13 protein-coding genes are annotated in these 15,974 nt (G+C 76.0%); 5 read left to right on the top strand and 8 right to left on the bottom strand.

All coding sequences use genetic code 11. The annotated features are described in order from the left end of the window. The 4 genes from ACZ7IF_RS01380 to ACZ7IF_RS01395 all read right to left on the bottom strand — a co-directional run bounded on the left by ACZ7IF_RS01380 (window position 1) and on the right by ACZ7IF_RS01395 (window position 5,429). Window positions 1-243, bottom strand: a complete 243-nt coding sequence (locus ACZ7IF_RS01380) for a hypothetical protein (RefSeq protein WP_470961207.1) — start codon at window positions 241-243, stop codon at window positions 1-3. Further along, a complete protein-coding gene (locus ACZ7IF_RS01385; RefSeq protein ID WP_470961209.1) occupies window positions 240-938 on the bottom strand; it encodes a hypothetical protein in 699 nt (232 codons plus the stop codon). Before ACZ7IF_RS01385 ends, ACZ7IF_RS01380 begins: the two co-directional genes overlap by 4 nt. Before the next feature lie 37 nt (window positions 939-975). Continuing rightward, complete coding sequence (locus tag ACZ7IF_RS01390) at window positions 976-1,749, bottom strand: serine hydrolase domain-containing protein (RefSeq protein ID WP_470961211.1); 774 nt, start codon at window positions 1,747-1,749, stop codon at window positions 976-978. A gap of 116 nt (window positions 1,750-1,865) precedes the next feature. Beyond that, window positions 1,866-5,429, bottom strand: coding sequence for a S8 family serine peptidase (locus tag ACZ7IF_RS01395; protein WP_470961213.1), 3,564 nt, complete (start codon window positions 5,427-5,429; stop codon window positions 1,866-1,868). A 215-nt stretch (window positions 5,430-5,644) separates the two neighbouring features. Between ACZ7IF_RS01395 and ACZ7IF_RS01400 the strand changes: the two genes are divergently transcribed. Then, window positions 5,645-7,198, top strand: a complete 1,554-nt coding sequence (locus ACZ7IF_RS01400; protein WP_470961215.1) for a DHA2 family efflux MFS transporter permease subunit — start codon at window positions 5,645-5,647, stop codon at window positions 7,196-7,198. Between the two features lie 16 nt (window positions 7,199-7,214). Then, window positions 7,215-7,880, top strand: a complete 666-nt coding sequence (locus ACZ7IF_RS01405; protein ID WP_470961217.1) for a DUF6629 family protein — start codon at window positions 7,215-7,217, stop codon at window positions 7,878-7,880. On the opposite strand, the gene ACZ7IF_RS01410 is transcribed toward ACZ7IF_RS01405, so the two are convergent. The 3 genes from ACZ7IF_RS01410 to ACZ7IF_RS01420 form a co-directional block, all read right to left on the bottom strand. After that, window positions 7,844-8,041 (bottom strand): DUF6126 family protein, encoded by a 198-nt coding sequence (locus tag ACZ7IF_RS01410; protein WP_470961219.1) that lies wholly within the window; start codon window positions 8,039-8,041, stop codon window positions 7,844-7,846. The genes ACZ7IF_RS01405 and ACZ7IF_RS01410 overlap by 37 nt on opposite strands. 98 nt (window positions 8,042-8,139) lie before the next feature. After that, entirely contained in the window at window positions 8,140-8,790 is a 651-nt protein-coding gene (locus tag ACZ7IF_RS01415; RefSeq protein WP_470961221.1) for a helix-turn-helix domain-containing protein, read from the bottom strand. A 78-nt stretch (window positions 8,791-8,868) separates the two neighbouring features. Continuing rightward, a complete protein-coding gene (locus tag ACZ7IF_RS01420) occupies window positions 8,869-10,407 on the bottom strand; it encodes an ATP-dependent DNA ligase (protein WP_470961223.1) in 1,539 nt (512 codons plus the stop codon). A 176-nt stretch (window positions 10,408-10,583) separates the two neighbouring features. On the opposite strand from ACZ7IF_RS01420, the gene ACZ7IF_RS01425 reads away from it, so the two are divergent. After that, on the top strand, window positions 10,584-13,325 hold the full coding sequence (locus ACZ7IF_RS01425; RefSeq protein WP_470961225.1) for an alpha/beta fold hydrolase: 2,742 nt from the start codon (window positions 10,584-10,586) through the stop codon (window positions 13,323-13,325). Beyond that, window positions 13,322-14,203, top strand: coding sequence for an ABC transporter permease (locus tag ACZ7IF_RS01430; protein WP_470961227.1), 882 nt, complete (start codon window positions 13,322-13,324; stop codon window positions 14,201-14,203). The genes ACZ7IF_RS01425 and ACZ7IF_RS01430 overlap by 4 nt, the downstream gene beginning before the upstream one ends. A gap of 97 nt (window positions 14,204-14,300) precedes the next feature. On the opposite strand, the gene ACZ7IF_RS01435 is transcribed toward ACZ7IF_RS01430, so the two are convergent. Beyond that, window positions 14,301-15,248: an aldo/keto reductase gene (locus ACZ7IF_RS01435; RefSeq protein ID WP_470961229.1), complete on the bottom strand. Its 948-nt coding sequence runs from the start codon at window positions 15,246-15,248 to the stop codon at window positions 14,301-14,303. 279 nt (window positions 15,249-15,527) lie between these two features. On the opposite strand from ACZ7IF_RS01435, the gene ACZ7IF_RS01440 reads away from it, so the two are divergent. After that, on the top strand, window positions 15,528-15,908 hold the full coding sequence (locus tag ACZ7IF_RS01440) for a VOC family protein (protein WP_470961231.1): 381 nt from the start codon (window positions 15,528-15,530) through the stop codon (window positions 15,906-15,908). The last annotated feature ends 66 nt before the right edge of the window (window positions 15,909-15,974 follow it).

The raw sequence follows: 15,974 nt of genomic DNA on the forward strand, positions 1-15,974 counted from the left end.
TCACCGGCGCCGCGGGTACGGGCCCTCCAGCTGCGCCGCCGCGAGGGCGAGACCGGCGGCGGCGCGGGCGCAGCGGTCGGCGAGGGCGGCGACCTCGGCGCGGTACGCGTCGGCCTCCTGGCCGCGCCACTCCAGGGCGGCCGCCCCCGCCCGCAGCCGACGGGCGTGGGAGCGCAGGGCGGCGGAGTGGGTGCGCAGGCCGTCCGCCGGGGCGGCGCGGCTCGGCAGGGGGCAGTCGCTCACGGGCTCCTCCAGGGGTTCGCGGCCGCGGGCGCCGACGGGCCGGGGCTCCGGGCGCAGAAGGCCCGCAGGGCGGCGCCGAGGCCCAGCAGGGGTTCGGCGGTGACTGCCCGGCCGGTGGCCACCTGCCAGCCCGCGTGGTCGTTGAAGGGGTTCTCGTCGGTCAGGGCGTGCCAGGCCAGGATGTCCGCGAACGCCGGGGCCAGCAGGGCGAAGGCCCGTGCGGCGCCGCGTTCGCGCAGCAGGGTACGGAAGGCGCGGGCCGCGTCGGCCTGCCGGTCCTCGGCGACCGCCCGCAGCACGGCGGCGCAGTCCGGGTCGGCCAGCAGGTCGGGCCGGCCCACGCCCGCGGCGCGGATCCGCCCCTTGAGCCCGCAGACGGCGGTGCTGACGGCGAGGCTCTCGCGGCCGCCCAGGATCCCGGCGAGCCAGCCGGCCCGGGCCAGCCCCCGTCCGCGCGGGGCCCAGCCGAGCCCGGCCGGGTCGGTGAGGGTGCGCAGCAGCGTCCGCCAGGCCCGGCGCCGGCTCCCGCCGCGCCCCACGAGCGCCCCTGCCGTCAGGCGGGGCCCGAGTGCGAGTCCGGAGGCGTACCGTGCGGCCTCGCCCACGGCGTCGGCGGCCTCGGCCAGGTCCCGGCACAGGGCGTCGAGCGTGCCGGCGTCCGGGTCGGTTGCCTGGGCGGTCGCGGCGTCGGGCATGGGTTCCTCGCGGGGGCTGCGTACGGTGACTTCGGGATCACCGTACGTCCGCCCCGCGGGCGGCGCGCGCGGGAGCGGGCCCGAACGCGGCCTCGCGGAACGCCGCGCGCGGCGGGCCGGCGCCGCCGCCGGCGGGGCCGGGGACGAGCAGTGCCCAGCGGCTCTGGCGGGGGGAGATCCACACGGCCGGGCCGGAGCCGGACGGGGGGTGGTGGGTCCACACCCCGGCGGGTGCGGGGTGCCAGAGCAGGCCGCGCGAGGGGGTGAGTTCGCCGGTGCGGATGCGCAGGGACTCGGCGGTCCAGGAGCGGGTGATGGGCTGGTCGGGGGTGTCGGAGGCGGAGAGCAGGTGGCGCAGGAACCGGGCGAGGTCGGCCGGGCAGGTGCGCAGGGTGGTGCCGGCGAAGCGGGTGCGGGCCATGCCGAGGGGCTGCCAGACACGGGTGCGGGCGCAGTCGGCCAGCGGGGTGCCGGCGAGGTGTTCGGCGAGGCGGGTGAGGGCGTCGAGGGGGGCCGGGCCGTCGCCCCGGGTGAGCAGGTGGTGGGCGGTGGTGCCGCCGGGCAGCCCCGCCGGGGCGGTGGCCCCGTAGGCGGTGAGGGGGGTGTGCAGGGTCAGCTCGCCCTGGGCGACGAGGCCGCCGATGACGGGCCAGAGCGCGAGCAGCGGGGTCAGGGCCCCGGCGTCGAGGGGGGCGTCCCAGTCGTCGTCGGGGGTGCCGGGGTGTGCGGCGTGGACGGCGTCCGCCGATCCCACCGCCCAGAGCGCGGCGGGGCCGGCGGCGCGCACGAGTGCCTCGGTCTGCGGCGTCATGGTCCGCCACGCTACGTCGCCCCGCCGGACGGGCCGGGCACGCCGGCCGGGATGTCCCGGTGGAGCCGCCGCCCGCCACCCGAATGCCGGGCGGCGGGCGGCGGACGGGCGCCCCCCTACTTGTCGGGGCGGTCGGTCACCCGGAGGGTGTTGACCAGGGGCTTGCCGAAGCCGTTGTGCGTGACGAAGCGGAGGTTGAGCACCCCGTCCGTGACCTTGACCGTGTAGGTCCTGGTCAGGGCGGTGTAGGTGCCCGCCTCCAGGGAGATGTCCAGGGAGGGCAGGATCTGGTCCCCTTCGGCGAGGACGTCGAAGACGCGCTTGTCGGGACGGGTGGCGGAGAGCTCGGCGAAGCCCAGCTCCACGGTGTAGGTGCCGTTCGGGACGTTGTCGAAGCGGTACTCGTACATGCCCTCGCGGGCGTTGCGGAAGAGCCGCTGCTCATCGGTGCCCGCGATGGTGCGGCCGGTGGAGTGGACGGAGGAGTTGCCCTGGTAGCCGTACGAGCCGGTGGTGTACTTGCGGTCCGGGGACCAGGAGTCGCCCGCCGCGTCCGTGCCGGCGCGGTCGGAGCCGGCGTCCACGGCGGTCTGGTAGCGCGGTACGACGATCTTGAGGGGGACGGTGAGCACGGGTGCGCGGCCGCTGGCCGAGGTGATCCGCAGCCCGGTGCTCAGCACCGCGCCCGGGGCCAGCCCGGCGGTGTCCACCGCGAGGGCGAGCGGGGCCTTGCCGCCGGTCGGGAGGTTCCCCTCCGCCGGGGTCACCGTCAGCCAGGGCGCGTCCTCGGCGACCGTGTAGGCGGTGGTGAGGCCGGGGTTGGTGAGCTCCAGGGTGCGGGTGCGGCGCTGGTCGGCGGGCAGGACCAGCTCCACGGCCGGCGCGGCGGCGGTGACCCGGCCGGTGCGCAGCGACCGGCTGACCGCGGTGACGTCGGCCGGCTTGACGTCGGCGTCGGTGGTGGCGGTCTCGTAGGAGGGCGCGGCCAGGGTGACCGTGCGGGCGCCCGAGGGGCTCTGGACCACGTAGCCGCCGTCGGCGGCGGTGGTGGCGGAGACCGACGAGTCGCCGCTGCCGACGGTCACCGTGGCACCGGGCACGCCGTTGCCGTCGTTGGCGTCGAGCACCCGGCCGGTGACGACACCGCTGCGGGTGGTGCGGAAGCCGATGGAGAGGCCGTCGGTGACGGCGGGGGTGTTGAAGGAGTACTTGAAGGCGTCGGTGCCCGCCGCGTTCTCCACGCCGACGGTGGCGGAGGAGCCGCCCTTGAGGCCGGTGCCGCCCGTTCCCTTGTAGGAGTAGGTGATGTTGCCGTCCTCGCCGATGGCCGCCGAGAAGGAGAAGGTGTCGGCCCGCGCCGACCAGTGGGCGACCTGGCGCCACTCGATCACGTAACTGCGGTGCGGGGCGGTGCCGGTGACGGCGGTGAAGACGCCCGATCCGCTGTCGGCGGCGCCGACGACGAGGTCGTCCCAGAACGGGTAGAGGGCCGCGTTGGGGGTGGCGGCGCTCGGGATGTCGCCGTTGACGTCGCCGGTGTGGTTGCCGCCGAGGCTGACCGTGCCGTTGGTGCCGATCCAGGCCTGTGCGTACGTCTTCCCGTACAGCGGCAGCGGGAAGGGCAGGTCGACGCGCTCGGTGGTGTTGTCGCCGGTCAGGGCGAGCCGCCGGTCGCCCGCGGAGTACGGGCGGCCGCCGCCGGCGGCGCAGGCGTAGCCGTAGCCGTCGGTGCGCTCGGGGAGGGCGACGGTGACGGTCGTGTCGCCCGTGACGGCGGCCTTGGCCGTGCCGGTGGTGAGGCAGCGGGCGGGGTGGGCGGCGTTCACGTCGTACGTGCCGTGCGGCAGGGTGACCTCGAAGCGGCCCTGGGCGTCGGTGGTGGCGGTCACGGGGGTGTCCGCGACGGTGACCGCCGCTCCGGCGGCGGGCCCGGCGGGCGAGGTGACGGTGCCGGTGAGCCTGGCACTGGCCGCCCGGGTCAGGGTGAGGTCGGCGGTGGCGGTGGCCTGCTCGGTGACGGTCGCCGTCGTGCCGCGCTGTCCGTAGCCGAACTTCGACGCGGTGAGCTCGTACGCGCCGGTGGACAGGACGCCGAAGCGGTAGGTGCCGTCGGCGGCGGTGGTGGCGGTCCGGTCGATCGGGCCGTGCGCGGTGACCTTGGCGCCCGCGACGGGGGCGCCGGCGTCGTCGCGGACGGTGCCGGCGAGCGCGCCGACCGCGCCGCGCGGGGCGGAGTTCACCGCGGCCAGGGCGTCGAGCCGGCCCTCGCCGAAGACGTTGTTGTCGGCGGCGGTGCCGCCGCACTGGCCGTTGTCCGTGTCCTGGGCGGTGCCGTCCAGGAGGGCTTCCGTCTGGGCCACGTCACCGGCGAGGGAGGGCGCGGCCGACCACAGCAGGGCCACGGTGGCGGCGGTGTGCGGTGAGGCCATGGAGGTGCCGGAGAAGGAGGAGTACTCGCCGCCGGGGACGGAGGAGCGGACGTTCACTCCGGGGGCGGAGATGTTCGGCTTGACGATGCCGCCGGGGCCGGCGCCGCGCGAGGAGAAGGAGGCGATGGCGCCGTCGCTGCCGAAGGCGCCGGAGCTGTAGGAGCGCGCGTAGTCGCCGGGCGAGCCGCTGGTGCCGCAGCCGGGGCCGGAGTTCCCGTTGGAGAAGGCGGGGAAGATGCCGGCGGCGCGCCAGGTGTCCACGACCTGCTGGTACCAGTCGTCGTGCGCGGCGCTGCCCCAGGAGTTGTTGACGACGTGCGGGGCGAGGTCGGGGCGCGGGTTCTGGCCGTGCAGGTCGGTGGGGGCGACGATCCACTGTCCGGAGGCGAGCAGGGAGGCCTCGGAGCAGGAGTTGGACTCGCAGCCCTTCGCGGCGATCCACTTGGCGCCGGGGGCGACGCCGATCTTGTTGGCCCCGCCGTCGTCTCCGACCATGGTGCCCATGGTGTGGGTGCCGTGGTCGTTGTTGTCGCAGGGCGCGGCGCCGGCGCAGACGCCCGCCGGGTCGAACCAGTTGTGGTCGTGGTCGTAGGTGCCGTCCGCGTTCTTGCCTCGGTACTGGTTGTTGACGGCGGGGTGGGTGTAGTCGACGCCGCTGTCGATGTTGGCGACGACGATGCCCTCGCCGCGTACGCCGAGCCGGTCCCAGACCTGGGGTGCGTTGATCCGGTCGATGTTCCATTCGACGGCGTCGGCGGCGCTCTTCTCCCGGGTGCCCCCGGCGGGCTTGGGGAGGCTGACCTTGTCGTCGGCGTCGATGCGGGCGACCTCGGGGCGCTCGGCGAGGGTCCCGGCGAGTTTGCGGCTGCCGACGACGCGGACGGCGTTGACGATCCAGTACGAGGTGTACTCCGCCCCGGCTCCGTCCAGGGCCTTGCGCACCTCGGCCTGGGTGCGCGCGGCGTGCTCCCGCTTGGTGCGCAGAACCGTTTCGGCCTTGGCGGCGCGGGTCTGCTGCCTCCCCGCGGCGGTCAGGTCGGCGGCGCTGTCGAGGTAGACCCAGAAGACGGCCTTCCCGGAGTCGTCGAACTGGGCGCGGAGGGCGGGTTCGAGCTTGCGCTCGGCCGCGGTGGGCGCGGGGCCGGGCTCGGGGGCGGCGGCGGCGACGCCCGCGCCGACCGGGAGGAGCAGGGCGGCGCTCAGAGCGGCGAGCGCCGCGCGTAAGGAACGTCGTCGGTTGCGTTGTGGCACGTGTCGTCTCCTCTTGCGCCGTGTACGGCGCGTGCAGATCGTGCGGATCGTGCGGGAAGGTCGTGCGTGACGTGCGCGGGTCATGTTCTGGGAGATGCCATGTGCATTACAAGAGGGCCTCGTGAGCCACGGAACGGACGGGTCCGGACGGGCCTCAGCGCGCCCGGGGGCCGCGCCCGGTGGCCTTTCGGGCGCGGGCGCGTCAGCCTGGGGGGATGAGCGCGCTGCCCGGCGAACCAGTGCCCGAGCCCGGCCTCTCACCGGCGTCCGGGCCCCGCCCCGCGCCCGCGCCGGAACCGGCGGTCGCGCTCGGCTCCGCGCGGGGGCGGTGGATCGTGGCCGCCACCGTGCTCGGGTCGGCGATGGCCCTGCTGGACTCGACCGTGGTCAACGTGGCCCTGCCCCGCATCGGGCGGGACCTCGGCGCGGACCTGGCCGTCCTCCAGTGGACGGTGAACGCGTACCTGCTGACCCTGGCCGGGCTGATCCTGGTGGGCGGGGCGCTCGGCGACCGGTTCGGCCGGCGCCGGATCTTCGTACTCGGCGTGGTGTGGTTCGCGGTGGGCTCCCTGCTGTGCGGGCTCGCGCCGAACGCCGGGGTCCTGATCGCCGCCCGCGCCCTCCAGGGCATCGGCGGCGCGCTGCTGACACCCGGTTCGCTCGCGCTGATCCAGGGCTCGATCCGGGCGGGCGACCGGGCCCGCGCGGTGGGCCTGTGGTCGGGGTTCGGCGGCGTCGGCGCGGCCGTGGGGCCCTTCCTCGGCGGCTGGCTGGTGGACGGGCCGGGCTGGCGGTGGGTGTTCCTGCTGAACGTGCCGGTGGCCGCGCTGTGCGTGCCGGTGGCGCTGAAGCACGTACCGGAATCACGGGACCCGCGCGCGAGCGGGCGGTTCGACGTGCTCGGCGCGGTGCTCGGCGCGGCCTCTCTGGGCCTGCTGACGTACGCGCTGATCGAGGCCCGGTCCGCGGCGGCGCCGGTCATCGGCGCGGCCGTGGGCGGGGTGGTCCTGGCGGCCTCGTTCGTGTACGTCGAGCGGCACCGGCCGGATCCGATGGTGCCGCCGGACATGTTCGCCTCCCGGCAGTTCACCGCCGTCAACCTCGTCACCCTGTTCGTCTACGCGGCCTTCGGCGGCTTCTTCTTCCTCGTCGTGCTCCAGCTCCAGGTGGTGTCCGGGTACTCCGCCCTCGGCGCCGGGGCCGCACTGCTGCCCACCACCGTCCTGATGCTGCTGCTGTCCGCGCGGGCGGGGGCGCTCGGGGAGCGGATCGGGCCCCGCCTCCCGCTCACCGTCGGGCCGCTGCTGTGCGCGGCGGGGACGCTGCTCATGCTGCGCGTGGGCCCGGACGCCTCGTACGTACGGGACGTGCTGCCGGCCATGGTGGTGATGGGCGCGGGCATGACCGTGCTGGTGGCCCCGCTGACCGCGACCGTCCTGGCCTCGGTGCCGGCCGGCCGGGCGGGCCTGGCCAGCGGGATCAACAACGCCGCCGCGCGGGCCGCCGGGCTGCTCGCGGTGGCCGCGCTGCCGCTGCTGGCCGGGATGGGCCCGGACGCGTACCTGTCGGCCGGGGCCTTCGACTCGGCCTTCGGGCGGGCCGTGCTCTGGTGCGCGGGGGCCCTGGTGGCGGGCGCCGCCACGGCGTGGGCGACCGTGCGCTCCCCCGCGCCCGGGGTCTGCCACCCGGAGTGCCGTACGCACTGCGCGATCGGCGCCCCGCCGCTGGAACACCCCCCGGCGCCGGATCCGCCGGGCGGCCCGCACTGACGACGGGAGGACCCGGGTGTGCTGGAGCGCGACGGCGGACCTGACGGCGGGCACGGCCGTGGCCGCCGTCGGGGTGGTGTGCCTGGCCCGCGCCCGGCGGGCCCGCGACCTGCCCGTCGCCGCGCTCCCGCTGCTGCTCGGCGCGCACCAGCTGGTCGAGGCCGCCGTCTGGCGCGCGGGCGGCGGCTGCGGCCCGGCCACCACGGCCTGGGCGGTGATCGCACTGCCCAGGCCGGCGCTGTGGGTGCCGCTCGGGGTACTGCTCGCCGCCGCGCCCGGGGCCCGGCGCCGGCTGTGGTGGCCGGCGGCCGCGGGACTCGGCACGGGCGCGGTGCTCGCGTACTGCCTGGCCGCGCGGCCGGTGAGCGCCGCGGTCCGGGGCCGGGTGATCGGCTACGGGGTCGACGTCCCCTGGGCCCCGCTGGTCCTGGGGGGCTACCTGTACGCCACCGTGGGCGCCCTGCTGCTCGCCGGGGACCGGACGCTGCGGCTGCTGGGGGCGGTGCTTGCCGCCGGGGCGGTGGTCTGCGCGGCCCTGTGGCGGCTGGAGTTCGCCTCCACCTGGTGCGCCTTCGCGGCGGCGGCCTCGGTGCTGGTGCTGGGCTGGGTGCGGCGCCCGGACGGCGGCGGGGCCGCGCCCGGCGACTACTGGTTCTGGCCGCCCAGGACGAAGAGCAGGTAGACGAAGAAGGCGAAGAGGTGGCCGACGAACAGGTACGCGATCAGCCTGATGATCAGACCGCGCGGGAACTTGGACTCGAACCGCTGGCGGATGGTCAGCGATGCGTCCGCCTGCGGCTCGGCGGCCTGCCCGGAAGCGGTCTGCTCTGCGGTGGTGGACATCTGGTCTCCTCGGGACTCGGACACGGACACGGATGCGGGCACGGATTCGGGCACGGATTCGGCCCTGGACACGGATTCGGGCACGGTGGCGGCTCCCCCTAGTGCTGGTGCGTGGTCGTGGCGCCGAGGCACAGCCCGGCGAGGCTGCTCTGCAGCAGGGTGTGGACGAACAGCAGCTCGCACCCGCCCGGCCCGGCGGCGCCGATCCGGTGCGGGGTCAGCGAGTCGAAGTGCGCGCTGTCCCCCGGCTCCAGCAGGTGCCCGGCCTCCCCCAGGTGCAGCCGCAGCCGCCCGCTGAGCACGTACAGCCACTCCTCCCCGGGGTGTACGCGGACCAGCTCCCCCTGGCTGCGCCCGTGCGGGACGTGCACGCGCAGCGCCTGCATCCCCCGCCCGGAGCCGCCGGCCTGCCAGTACGTCCACCCGTCGGCCTCGCGGGCCCCGGGACCCCCGGCCCGTACGATGGGATCGGCGACGGCGGGGGTCTCGCCGAGCAGCTCGGAGACGGTCGTACCGTAGGTGCGGGCGAGCCCGAGCAGCAGCGGCAGCGAGGGCTGGCGCCGGCCGGTCTCCAGCCGGGACAGGTGCGCGGGCGAGAGCCTGGCCCGCGCGGCGGCGGCCTCCAGCGTGAGCCCGGCGCGCCGGCGCAGTTCGCGCAGCTGCGGGGCGACGGCGGGCAGCTCGTCGGCGAGGGCCTCCCCGGGGCCTGCGCTGCCGGTGCCGTCTGGTTCCTCGGAACGGGGCGTCATACCCCGATTGAGCCAGAGCCTTGCCTTCCTGGCAATCTCTCTTGCCTCTGAGGCAAAAGCCCCTCTCCGGGACCTCCCTCAGCCGTCCCGGCGGCCTTGTTCCAGCACGGTCTCCACCGTGTCGGCCTCCCCCGCCGCCTTGTCCGGCCGGTGCCGCAGGACCCGGGCGAACCGCAGGGCGACCCCGGCCGGGTAGCGCGGGGAGCGCTGGAGGCCGTCGTAGGCGATCTCCACCACCAGTTCGGGCCTGACCCGGACGGTGAAGCCGTCGTCCTCCACCGCCAGCTCGCGCAGCCGCCCGGTCTGCCACCGCAGCATCTCGTCCGTCAGCCCTTTGAAGGTCTTGCCGAGCATGGCGTAGCCGCCGTCCCCGGCCCGCGCGCCCAGGTGCAGGTTGGACAGCAGTCCGGTGCGGCGGCCGTGGCCCCATTCGGCGGCGAGCACCACCAGGTCGAGGGTGTGGACCGGTTTCACCTTGAGCCACTGCTTGCCGCGCCGGCCCGCCGCGTACGGGGAGCCGAGCGCCTTGACCACGACCCCCTCGTGGCCCCGGCGCAGGGTCTTCGCCCAGAACTCCCCGGCCGCGGCCACCCCCGCCCCGGCGTCCTCCACCACCAGCCGCCGGACCCGGGCGGATTCGGGGACCAGGGCGGCCAGGGCCGCGTACCGCTCGCGGACCGGCAGGTCCAGCAGGACCTCGTCGCCGAGGGCCAGCACGTCGAAGAAGTACGCGCTCACCGGGAGGGCCTCGCGCGCCGCCGCCACGTCGACCCGGGAGCCGACCCGGCCCGCGATCTCCTGGAAGGGCACCGGGCGCCCGTCGGGGCCCTGCCCGATGACCTCCCCGTCGAGGACGAACCGCTCGCCGGGCAGGCTCCGGGCCAGTTCGGCCACCTCCGGCAGCCGGCCGGTGATCTCGTCGAGGGAGCGGGTGTGGATCCGTACCTCGTCCCCGTCCCGGTGGACCTGCACGCGGATCCCGTCGAGCTTCTCCTCCACCGCGCAGGGGGCGAGCGCTGCCAGGGCGTCGGCCAGGGACCGCGCGGTCCCGGCCAGCATCGGCTGTACGGGCTGCCCGATGCGCAGGGTCACCCCGCGCAGCGCCGCGGCGCCCCCGGCCAGCACGGCCGCCGCCGTCCGGGGCAGCGAGCCGTCCAGCATCACGGCCCGGCGCAGCTCGGCGGCCGGCACCCCGGCGGCCTTGGCCACCCCCTCCAGGGCGACGGCGTCCAGCGCGCCCTGGCGCACCTCCCCGGACAGCAGGCTGCGCAGGAAGCGCTGTTCGTCCTCGGTGGCGGCGCCGAGCAGGCCGGCGACGATCCTGCGGCGCTCGGCCTGCGCCCCCGGCCCCGCCACGGCGGCCAGCTCGCCCACGGCGGCGTCGACGGCCGTCACGGTCAGCGTCGGCCGCGGCGCGGGGGCGGTGTCCTGGGCCAGGGTGCGCCAGCCGATACCGGGCCGGCCCTGCGGGAGCCGCCCGGAGAGGTAGGCGATGACCAGGCCGGCCTCCTCGGCGGGGGCGGCCGCGAAGAGCTCCGCCAGCAGGGCGGTCTTCCGGGACCGGGCGGAGGTCCCGGCGACCTCCCGGGACACTCGCGCGACCTCGGCCAGCAGCATGCCCTCCATCCTCCCGCCGACCGCGCACCGGCGCAGGCCGGGACCGCCGGAGTCACGGGGTCGGCCCGGTCTACTGCGGCTGCGGTACGCCCGTCCGCACGGGTACTCCTGGAGAAGGGGCGGGGCTCCCCCTGAGGGAGCTCGGGGAAGGCGATCACGGGCTTTAGGGTGCCCGTATGAAGCTACGACTGCCCCGACGGCCCCGGGACCGCCTGCTCGCCGGAGCCGCCGCCCTCACGGTCCTGGCGGGCGCCGGCTCCTGGACGGCCGCCGCGTCCGGGGAGGAGCCGGCCGTGCGCCGCGAGGACCGGTTCGTGCAGGTGCCCGGGCTGGACGCCCCGGGTCCGGGCGCGCCCGGTGCCGGGATCGACACCTCCTTCTTCACGGCCGGGGACCCCGCGGTGAGGCGTCCGGCCGTGCTCCTCGGCCACGGCTTCGGCGGGAGCAAGGACGACGTCCGCGCCCAGGCCGAGGGCCTCGCCCGCGACGGCTACGCCGTCATGACCTGGTCGGCGCGCGGCTTCGGCCGCTCCGGCGGGAAGATCGGGCTGAACGACCCCGAGCACGAGGTCAAGGACGTCTCCGCGCTCGTCGACGCGCTGGCCCGGCGGCCCGAGGTGCGGCTCGACGCGGACGGCGATCCGCGCGTGGGCGTGGCCGGGGCCTCGTACGGCGGGGCCGTGGCCCTGCTGGCCGCCGGGTACGACCGGCGGGTGGACGCGATCGCCCCGCAGATCACCTACTGGAACCTCGCCGACTCCCTCTTCCCCCAGGGCGTGTTCAAGAAGCTCTGGGCCGGGATCTTCTTCACGACCGGCGCGGCGGGCGGCCTCCAGCAGGCGCAGCCTCCCGCCGGCGCCGGTGCCCCGGGACCGGCGGGCGCACCCGGCTGCGGCCGGTTCGAGCCGCAGCTGTGCGCCATGTACGAGCGCGTCGCGGTGGCCGGGAAGCCCGACGCCGAGGCGCGCGAGCTGCTGGAGCGGCGCAGCCCCTCGGCCGTGGCCGACCGGATCAGGGTGCCGGCGCTGATCGTGCAGGGGCAGGAGGACTCCCTCTTCCCGCTGGACCAGGCGGACGCCATGGCGAAGGCCATCGCCGCGAACGGGGCTCCGGTCGCCGTGGACTGGGCGGCCGGCGGGCACGACGGCGGCATGCGCGAGGCTGCCCGGGTCGAGGCCCGGGTCGAGGCCTGGTTCGACCGCTACCTGAAGGACGACGGGGCGGCGGACACCGGCCCGGCGTTCCGGGTGTCGCGCTCCGGCGGGTTCGACTCCACCGACGGGCGGCTCACCCTGCGCGGCGCGAGCGGGGAGCGCTACCCCGGACTGGCCTCCGCCCCGCGCGGCTTCGCCCTCTCGGGGCGGGAGCAGACCTTCGCCAACCCGGCGGGCGGGGCGCCGCCCGCGCTGTCCGCGCTGCCCGGGGTCGGCGGACAGCTCGCCTCCCTCGGGACCGGGCTCTCGCTGGACTTCCCCGGGCAGAACGCCCGCTTCGAGTCGGAGCCGCTGACCGAGGCGGTACGGGTCACCGGGGCGCCGACCGTCACCCTGAGGGTGAGGTCGACGGCTGCCGACGGATCGGCCGTGCTGTTCGGCAAGGTGTACGACGTGGGGCCGGACGGGCGGCAGCAGGTGCTGCCGTCCCAGCTGGTCGCGCCCGTGCGGGTGGAGGACGCCGGGCAGGGCCGGAGCGTGGAGCTGCGGCTCCCGGCGATCGACCACGCCGTCCAGGCCGGGCACCGGCTGCGGCTGGTGGTCGCCGCCACCGACCTCGGCTACGCCTCCCCGGCCGCGCCGGCCGCCTACACCGTCTCGGCACAGGGCCCGCTGCGGGTGCCCGTCGCGGACGGGGTGCGGACGGCCGCCGCCGGCCTGCCCGCCTGGACCTGGGGGCTGCCGCTGGGCGCGCTGGCGCTGGCCGCGGGGCTCCTCGGGATCCGGCGGACCGGCGGGGGCCGCGCGGGGACGCGGGCGCGGGAAGCGCAGCCCGAACCCGCACTGGCCGACGTACCACTCGACATCACCGGGCTGACGAAGCGCTACGCGAAGGCCCAGGACCGCTACGCCGTGCGGGACCTGTCCTTCCGGGTGGAGAAGGGCCAGGTGCTGGGCCTGCTCGGGCCCAACGGCGCGGGGAAGACCACGACCCTGCGGATGCTGATGGGCCTGATCGCGCCGGACGCCGGGGAGATCCGGGTGTTCGGGCACCCGATCCGGCCCGGCGCCCCGGTGCTGTCGAGGGTCGGGGCGTTCGTGGAGGGGGCCGGGTTCCTGCCGCACCTGACGGGCCGGACCAACCTGGAGCTGTACTGGCGGGCCACGGGCCGTCCCGCCGAGGACGCGCACATGGCGGAGGCCCTGGAGATCGCCGGGCTCGGCGACGCCCTGGACCGGGCGGTGCGCACGTACTCGCAGGGCATGCGCCAGCGGCTCGCGATCGCGCAGGCGATGCTGGGGACGCCTGACCTGCTGATCCTCGACGAGCCGACGAACGGCCTGGACCCGCCGCAGATCCGGGAGATGCGGGACGTGATGATCCGCTACGCCGCCGGCGGGCGGACCGTCATCGTCTCCAGCCACCTGCTGTCGGAGGTGGAGCAGTCCTGCACGCACCTGGTGGTCATGGACCGCGGGCGGCTCGTGCGGGCCGGCGAGGTCGCCGAGATCACCGGCGGCGGGGACACCCTGCTGGTGACGCTGGCGGAGCCGGTGGACGAGGTCGCCGTGGGGAAGGTCGCCGCGCTGGAAGGGGTGGCCTCCGCCGTGCGCTGCGACGAGGGGCTGCTCGTCCGGCTCGACGGCGCGTCGCCCGCGGCACTGATCGGCGAACTCGTACGGCTGGAGCTGCCGGTGGCGGCGGTGGGGCCGCACCGGCGGCTGGAGGACGCCTTCCTCACCCTGATCGGAGGTACGGCATGAGCGCCGTGGAGGAGACCCGGGTACGTGAGACCGCGCCCGGCTACCGGGCGGGGCGGACGCTGCCGCTGCGCGTGGAGGCGCTGCGGCAGTGGCGCAGGCGGCGGACGCTGGTGATGGGCGGGGTGCTGGCCGCGCTGCCGTTCGTGATGATCATCGCGTTCGCGGTGGGCGGCGGCCCGGACGACGGGCGCGGCGGCGCCAACGGCCGGGTCAGCCTGATCGACACGGCGACGGCCTCCGGCGCGAACTTCGCCGTGACCTGCCTGTTCGTGTCGGCCGGGTTCCTGCTGGTGGTGCCGGTGGCGCTGTTCTGCGGGGACACGGTGGCCTCGGAGGCGAGCTGGTCCTCGCTGCGGTACCTGCTGGCCTCGCCGGTGCCGAGGGCCCGGCTGCTGTGGAGCAAGCTGGTGGTGGCGCTGGGGTTCAGTCTGGCGGCGATCGTGCTGCTGCCGGTGGTGGCGCTGGCGGCGGGCACGGCCGCGTACGGCTGGGGGCCGCTCCGGCTCCCGACGGGCGGGGCGCTGCCCGCCGGGGACTCCGTGCCGCGGCTGGCGCTGGCCGTGGCGTTCGTGTTCGTGTCGCAGCTGGTGACGGCCGGGCTGGCGTTCTGGCTGTCGACGCGGACGGACGCGCCGCTCGGCGCGGTGGGCGGGGCGGTGGGCCTCACGATCGTGGGGAACGTGCTCGACGCGGTGACGGCCCTCGGCTCGTGGCGCGAGTTCCTGCCCGCCCACTGGCAGTTCGCCTGGGCGGACGCCCTGCAGCCGCAGCTGGAGTGGGGCGGGATGGTCAAGGGCGTGGTGGTGTCGGTGTCGTACGCCGTGGTGTTGTTCGCGCTCGCGTTCCGGGGGTTCTCCCGCAAGGACGTCACGTCCTGACGGGAGGACCCCCGGGTCCGGCCGTGCGCCCGTACGGCTGCGGGTGGGCCCGCGCGACTACGCGTGGGCCCGCGCGACTACGCGTGGGCCCGCGCGACTACGCGTGGGCCCGCGCGACCTCGTCGATCTCGGCCAGCAGCTCCGCCTCCAGGGGGCGGCCGGCCACGGCCGCGTTGGCGCGTACCTGATCGGGCGAGGTGGCGCCGGCGATGACGGAGGAGCAGCCGGGCTGGGCGGAGAGCCAGCCGATGGCCAGCTCCAGGACGCTGCGGTCGTGCTTGCCGGCGATCGCGGCCAGCGCCTCCACGGTGTCGAGGCGCTCCTCGGTGAGGTAGGTGTCGCGGCCTTCGAGGCGGGAGCCGGCCGGGACGGGGGCGCCCCGGCGGATCTTGCCGGTGAGGAGGCCGTTGGCCAGCGGGAAGTACGGGAGGACGCCGAGGCCGTAGTGGCGGGCGGCGGGGACCAGTTCGCGCTCGGCGGAGCGCTGGAGCAGCGACCACTCGTTCTGCGCGGAGACGAAGGGCGCGGCACCCGTCTCGCGGGCCACGTGGGCGGCTTCGGCGAGCTGCCAGCCGCTGAGGTTGGAGTGCCCGATGTAGCGGATCTTGCCCTCGGCGACGAGTTCGGTGAGGGCTGCGAGGGTTTCGGCGATGGGGGTGGCGGGGTCGGGGCTGTGCAGCTGGTAGAGGTCGATGTGGTCGGTGTCCAGGCGGCGCAGGGACTCTTCGACGGCGCGCCGGACGTAGGCGCGGCCGCCGCGGGATCCGGCGGCGGGGCCGTATCCCATGTCGACGCCGTCGTAGCCGAACTTGGTGGCGAGGACCACCTGGTCGCGGCGGCCCTTGAGGGCCTGGCCGAGGTGGCTCTCGGAGCCGCCCCGGCCGCCGTAGATGTCGGCGGTGTCGAGGAGGGTGATCCCGGATTCGAGGGCGGCGTCGACGACGGCGCGGGTGGCCCGGGCGTCGAGGCGGCCGCCGAAGTTGTTGCAGCCGAGGCCGACGGCGGAGACCTTCAGCCCTGAGGTGCCCAGGGGGAGATAGCGCATGCGGGTTCTTCCTCCGTACTCGCGTGGCCGGGTCCGTCCGGTGCGTGGTCGGCCAAGTCGCAGTCTAGGCATACCGGTTGGTTTGTCACACCGGCCCGCCGCCCGCGGGGCGTGAACAGTGTGTGCCGGCGGCGGGGCCCGAGCGGCGCCCGCGCGGGTGCGAAAGGGGTGGACCGCACCGGGACGGGCTGATTAGGATCAACCCGACGGCATCGCGTGTCGGTCACCGACCGGGTGAGGCATGGAGGTGCCGTGACTGCCTTTCGGAGGCATTCACACATGTCGGTCCAGCTGAACCACACGATCGTCCACTCCCTCGACAACAAGGCGTCCGCCGCTTTCCTCGCGGACGTCCTCGGGCTCGAAGTCGGCCCGGAATGGGGTCCGTTCATTCCGGTGTCCACCGCCAACGGCGTGACCCTGGACTTCGCGACCATCCCGGCCGAGTCGATCACGCCGCAGCACTACGCGTTCCTGATCTCGGAGGAGGAGTTCGACTCCGCCTTCGAGAAGATCCGGGCCTCGGGGGTCGAGTACTTCGCCGACCCGCACCGCAAGCACCCGGGCGAGATCAACCACAACGACGGGGGCCGCGGGGTGTACTTCATGGACCCCGCCGGGCACGCGATGGAGATCATCACCCGCCCGTACGGCGGCTGAGCGGTTTCCGCGGGCCGGCCCGGCGTCGGTGCGCGCCCTTCCACGGGCACGCACCGACGCCTCGGC

It is taken from the genome of Streptomyces sp. NPDC037421 (assembly GCF_055602105.1).

Bases quoted from the DNA above. Each gene is read 5' to 3' on its own strand.
- ACZ7IF_RS01415 (WP_470961221.1), bottom strand. From the start codon at position 8,790: ATGACGCCCCGTTCCGAGGAACCAGACGGCACCGGCAGCGCAGGCCCC.
- ACZ7IF_RS01385 (WP_470961209.1), bottom strand. From the start codon at position 938: ATGCCCGACGCCGCGACCGCCCAGGCAACCGACCCGGACGCCGGCACG.
- ACZ7IF_RS01400 (WP_470961215.1), top strand. From the start codon at position 5,645: ATGAGCGCGCTGCCCGGCGAACCAGTGCCCGAGCCCGGCCTCTCACCG.
- ACZ7IF_RS01440 (WP_470961231.1), top strand. From the start codon at position 15,528: ATGTCGGTCCAGCTGAACCACACGATCGTCCACTCCCTCGACAACAAG.
- ACZ7IF_RS01390 (WP_470961211.1), bottom strand. From the start codon at position 1,749: ATGACGCCGCAGACCGAGGCACTCGTGCGCGCCGCCGGCCCCGCCGCG.
- ACZ7IF_RS01420 (WP_470961223.1), bottom strand. From the start codon at position 10,407: ATGCTGCTGGCCGAGGTCGCGCGAGTGTCCCGGGAGGTCGCCGGGACC.
- ACZ7IF_RS01410 (WP_470961219.1), bottom strand. From the start codon at position 8,041: ATGTCCACCACCGCAGAGCAGACCGCTTCCGGGCAGGCCGCCGAGCCG.
- ACZ7IF_RS01425 (WP_470961225.1), top strand. From the start codon at position 10,584: ATGAAGCTACGACTGCCCCGACGGCCCCGGGACCGCCTGCTCGCCGGA.
- ACZ7IF_RS01430 (WP_470961227.1), top strand. From the start codon at position 13,322: ATGAGCGCCGTGGAGGAGACCCGGGTACGTGAGACCGCGCCCGGCTAC.
- ACZ7IF_RS01435 (WP_470961229.1), bottom strand. From the start codon at position 15,248: ATGCGCTATCTCCCCCTGGGCACCTCAGGGCTGAAGGTCTCCGCCGTC.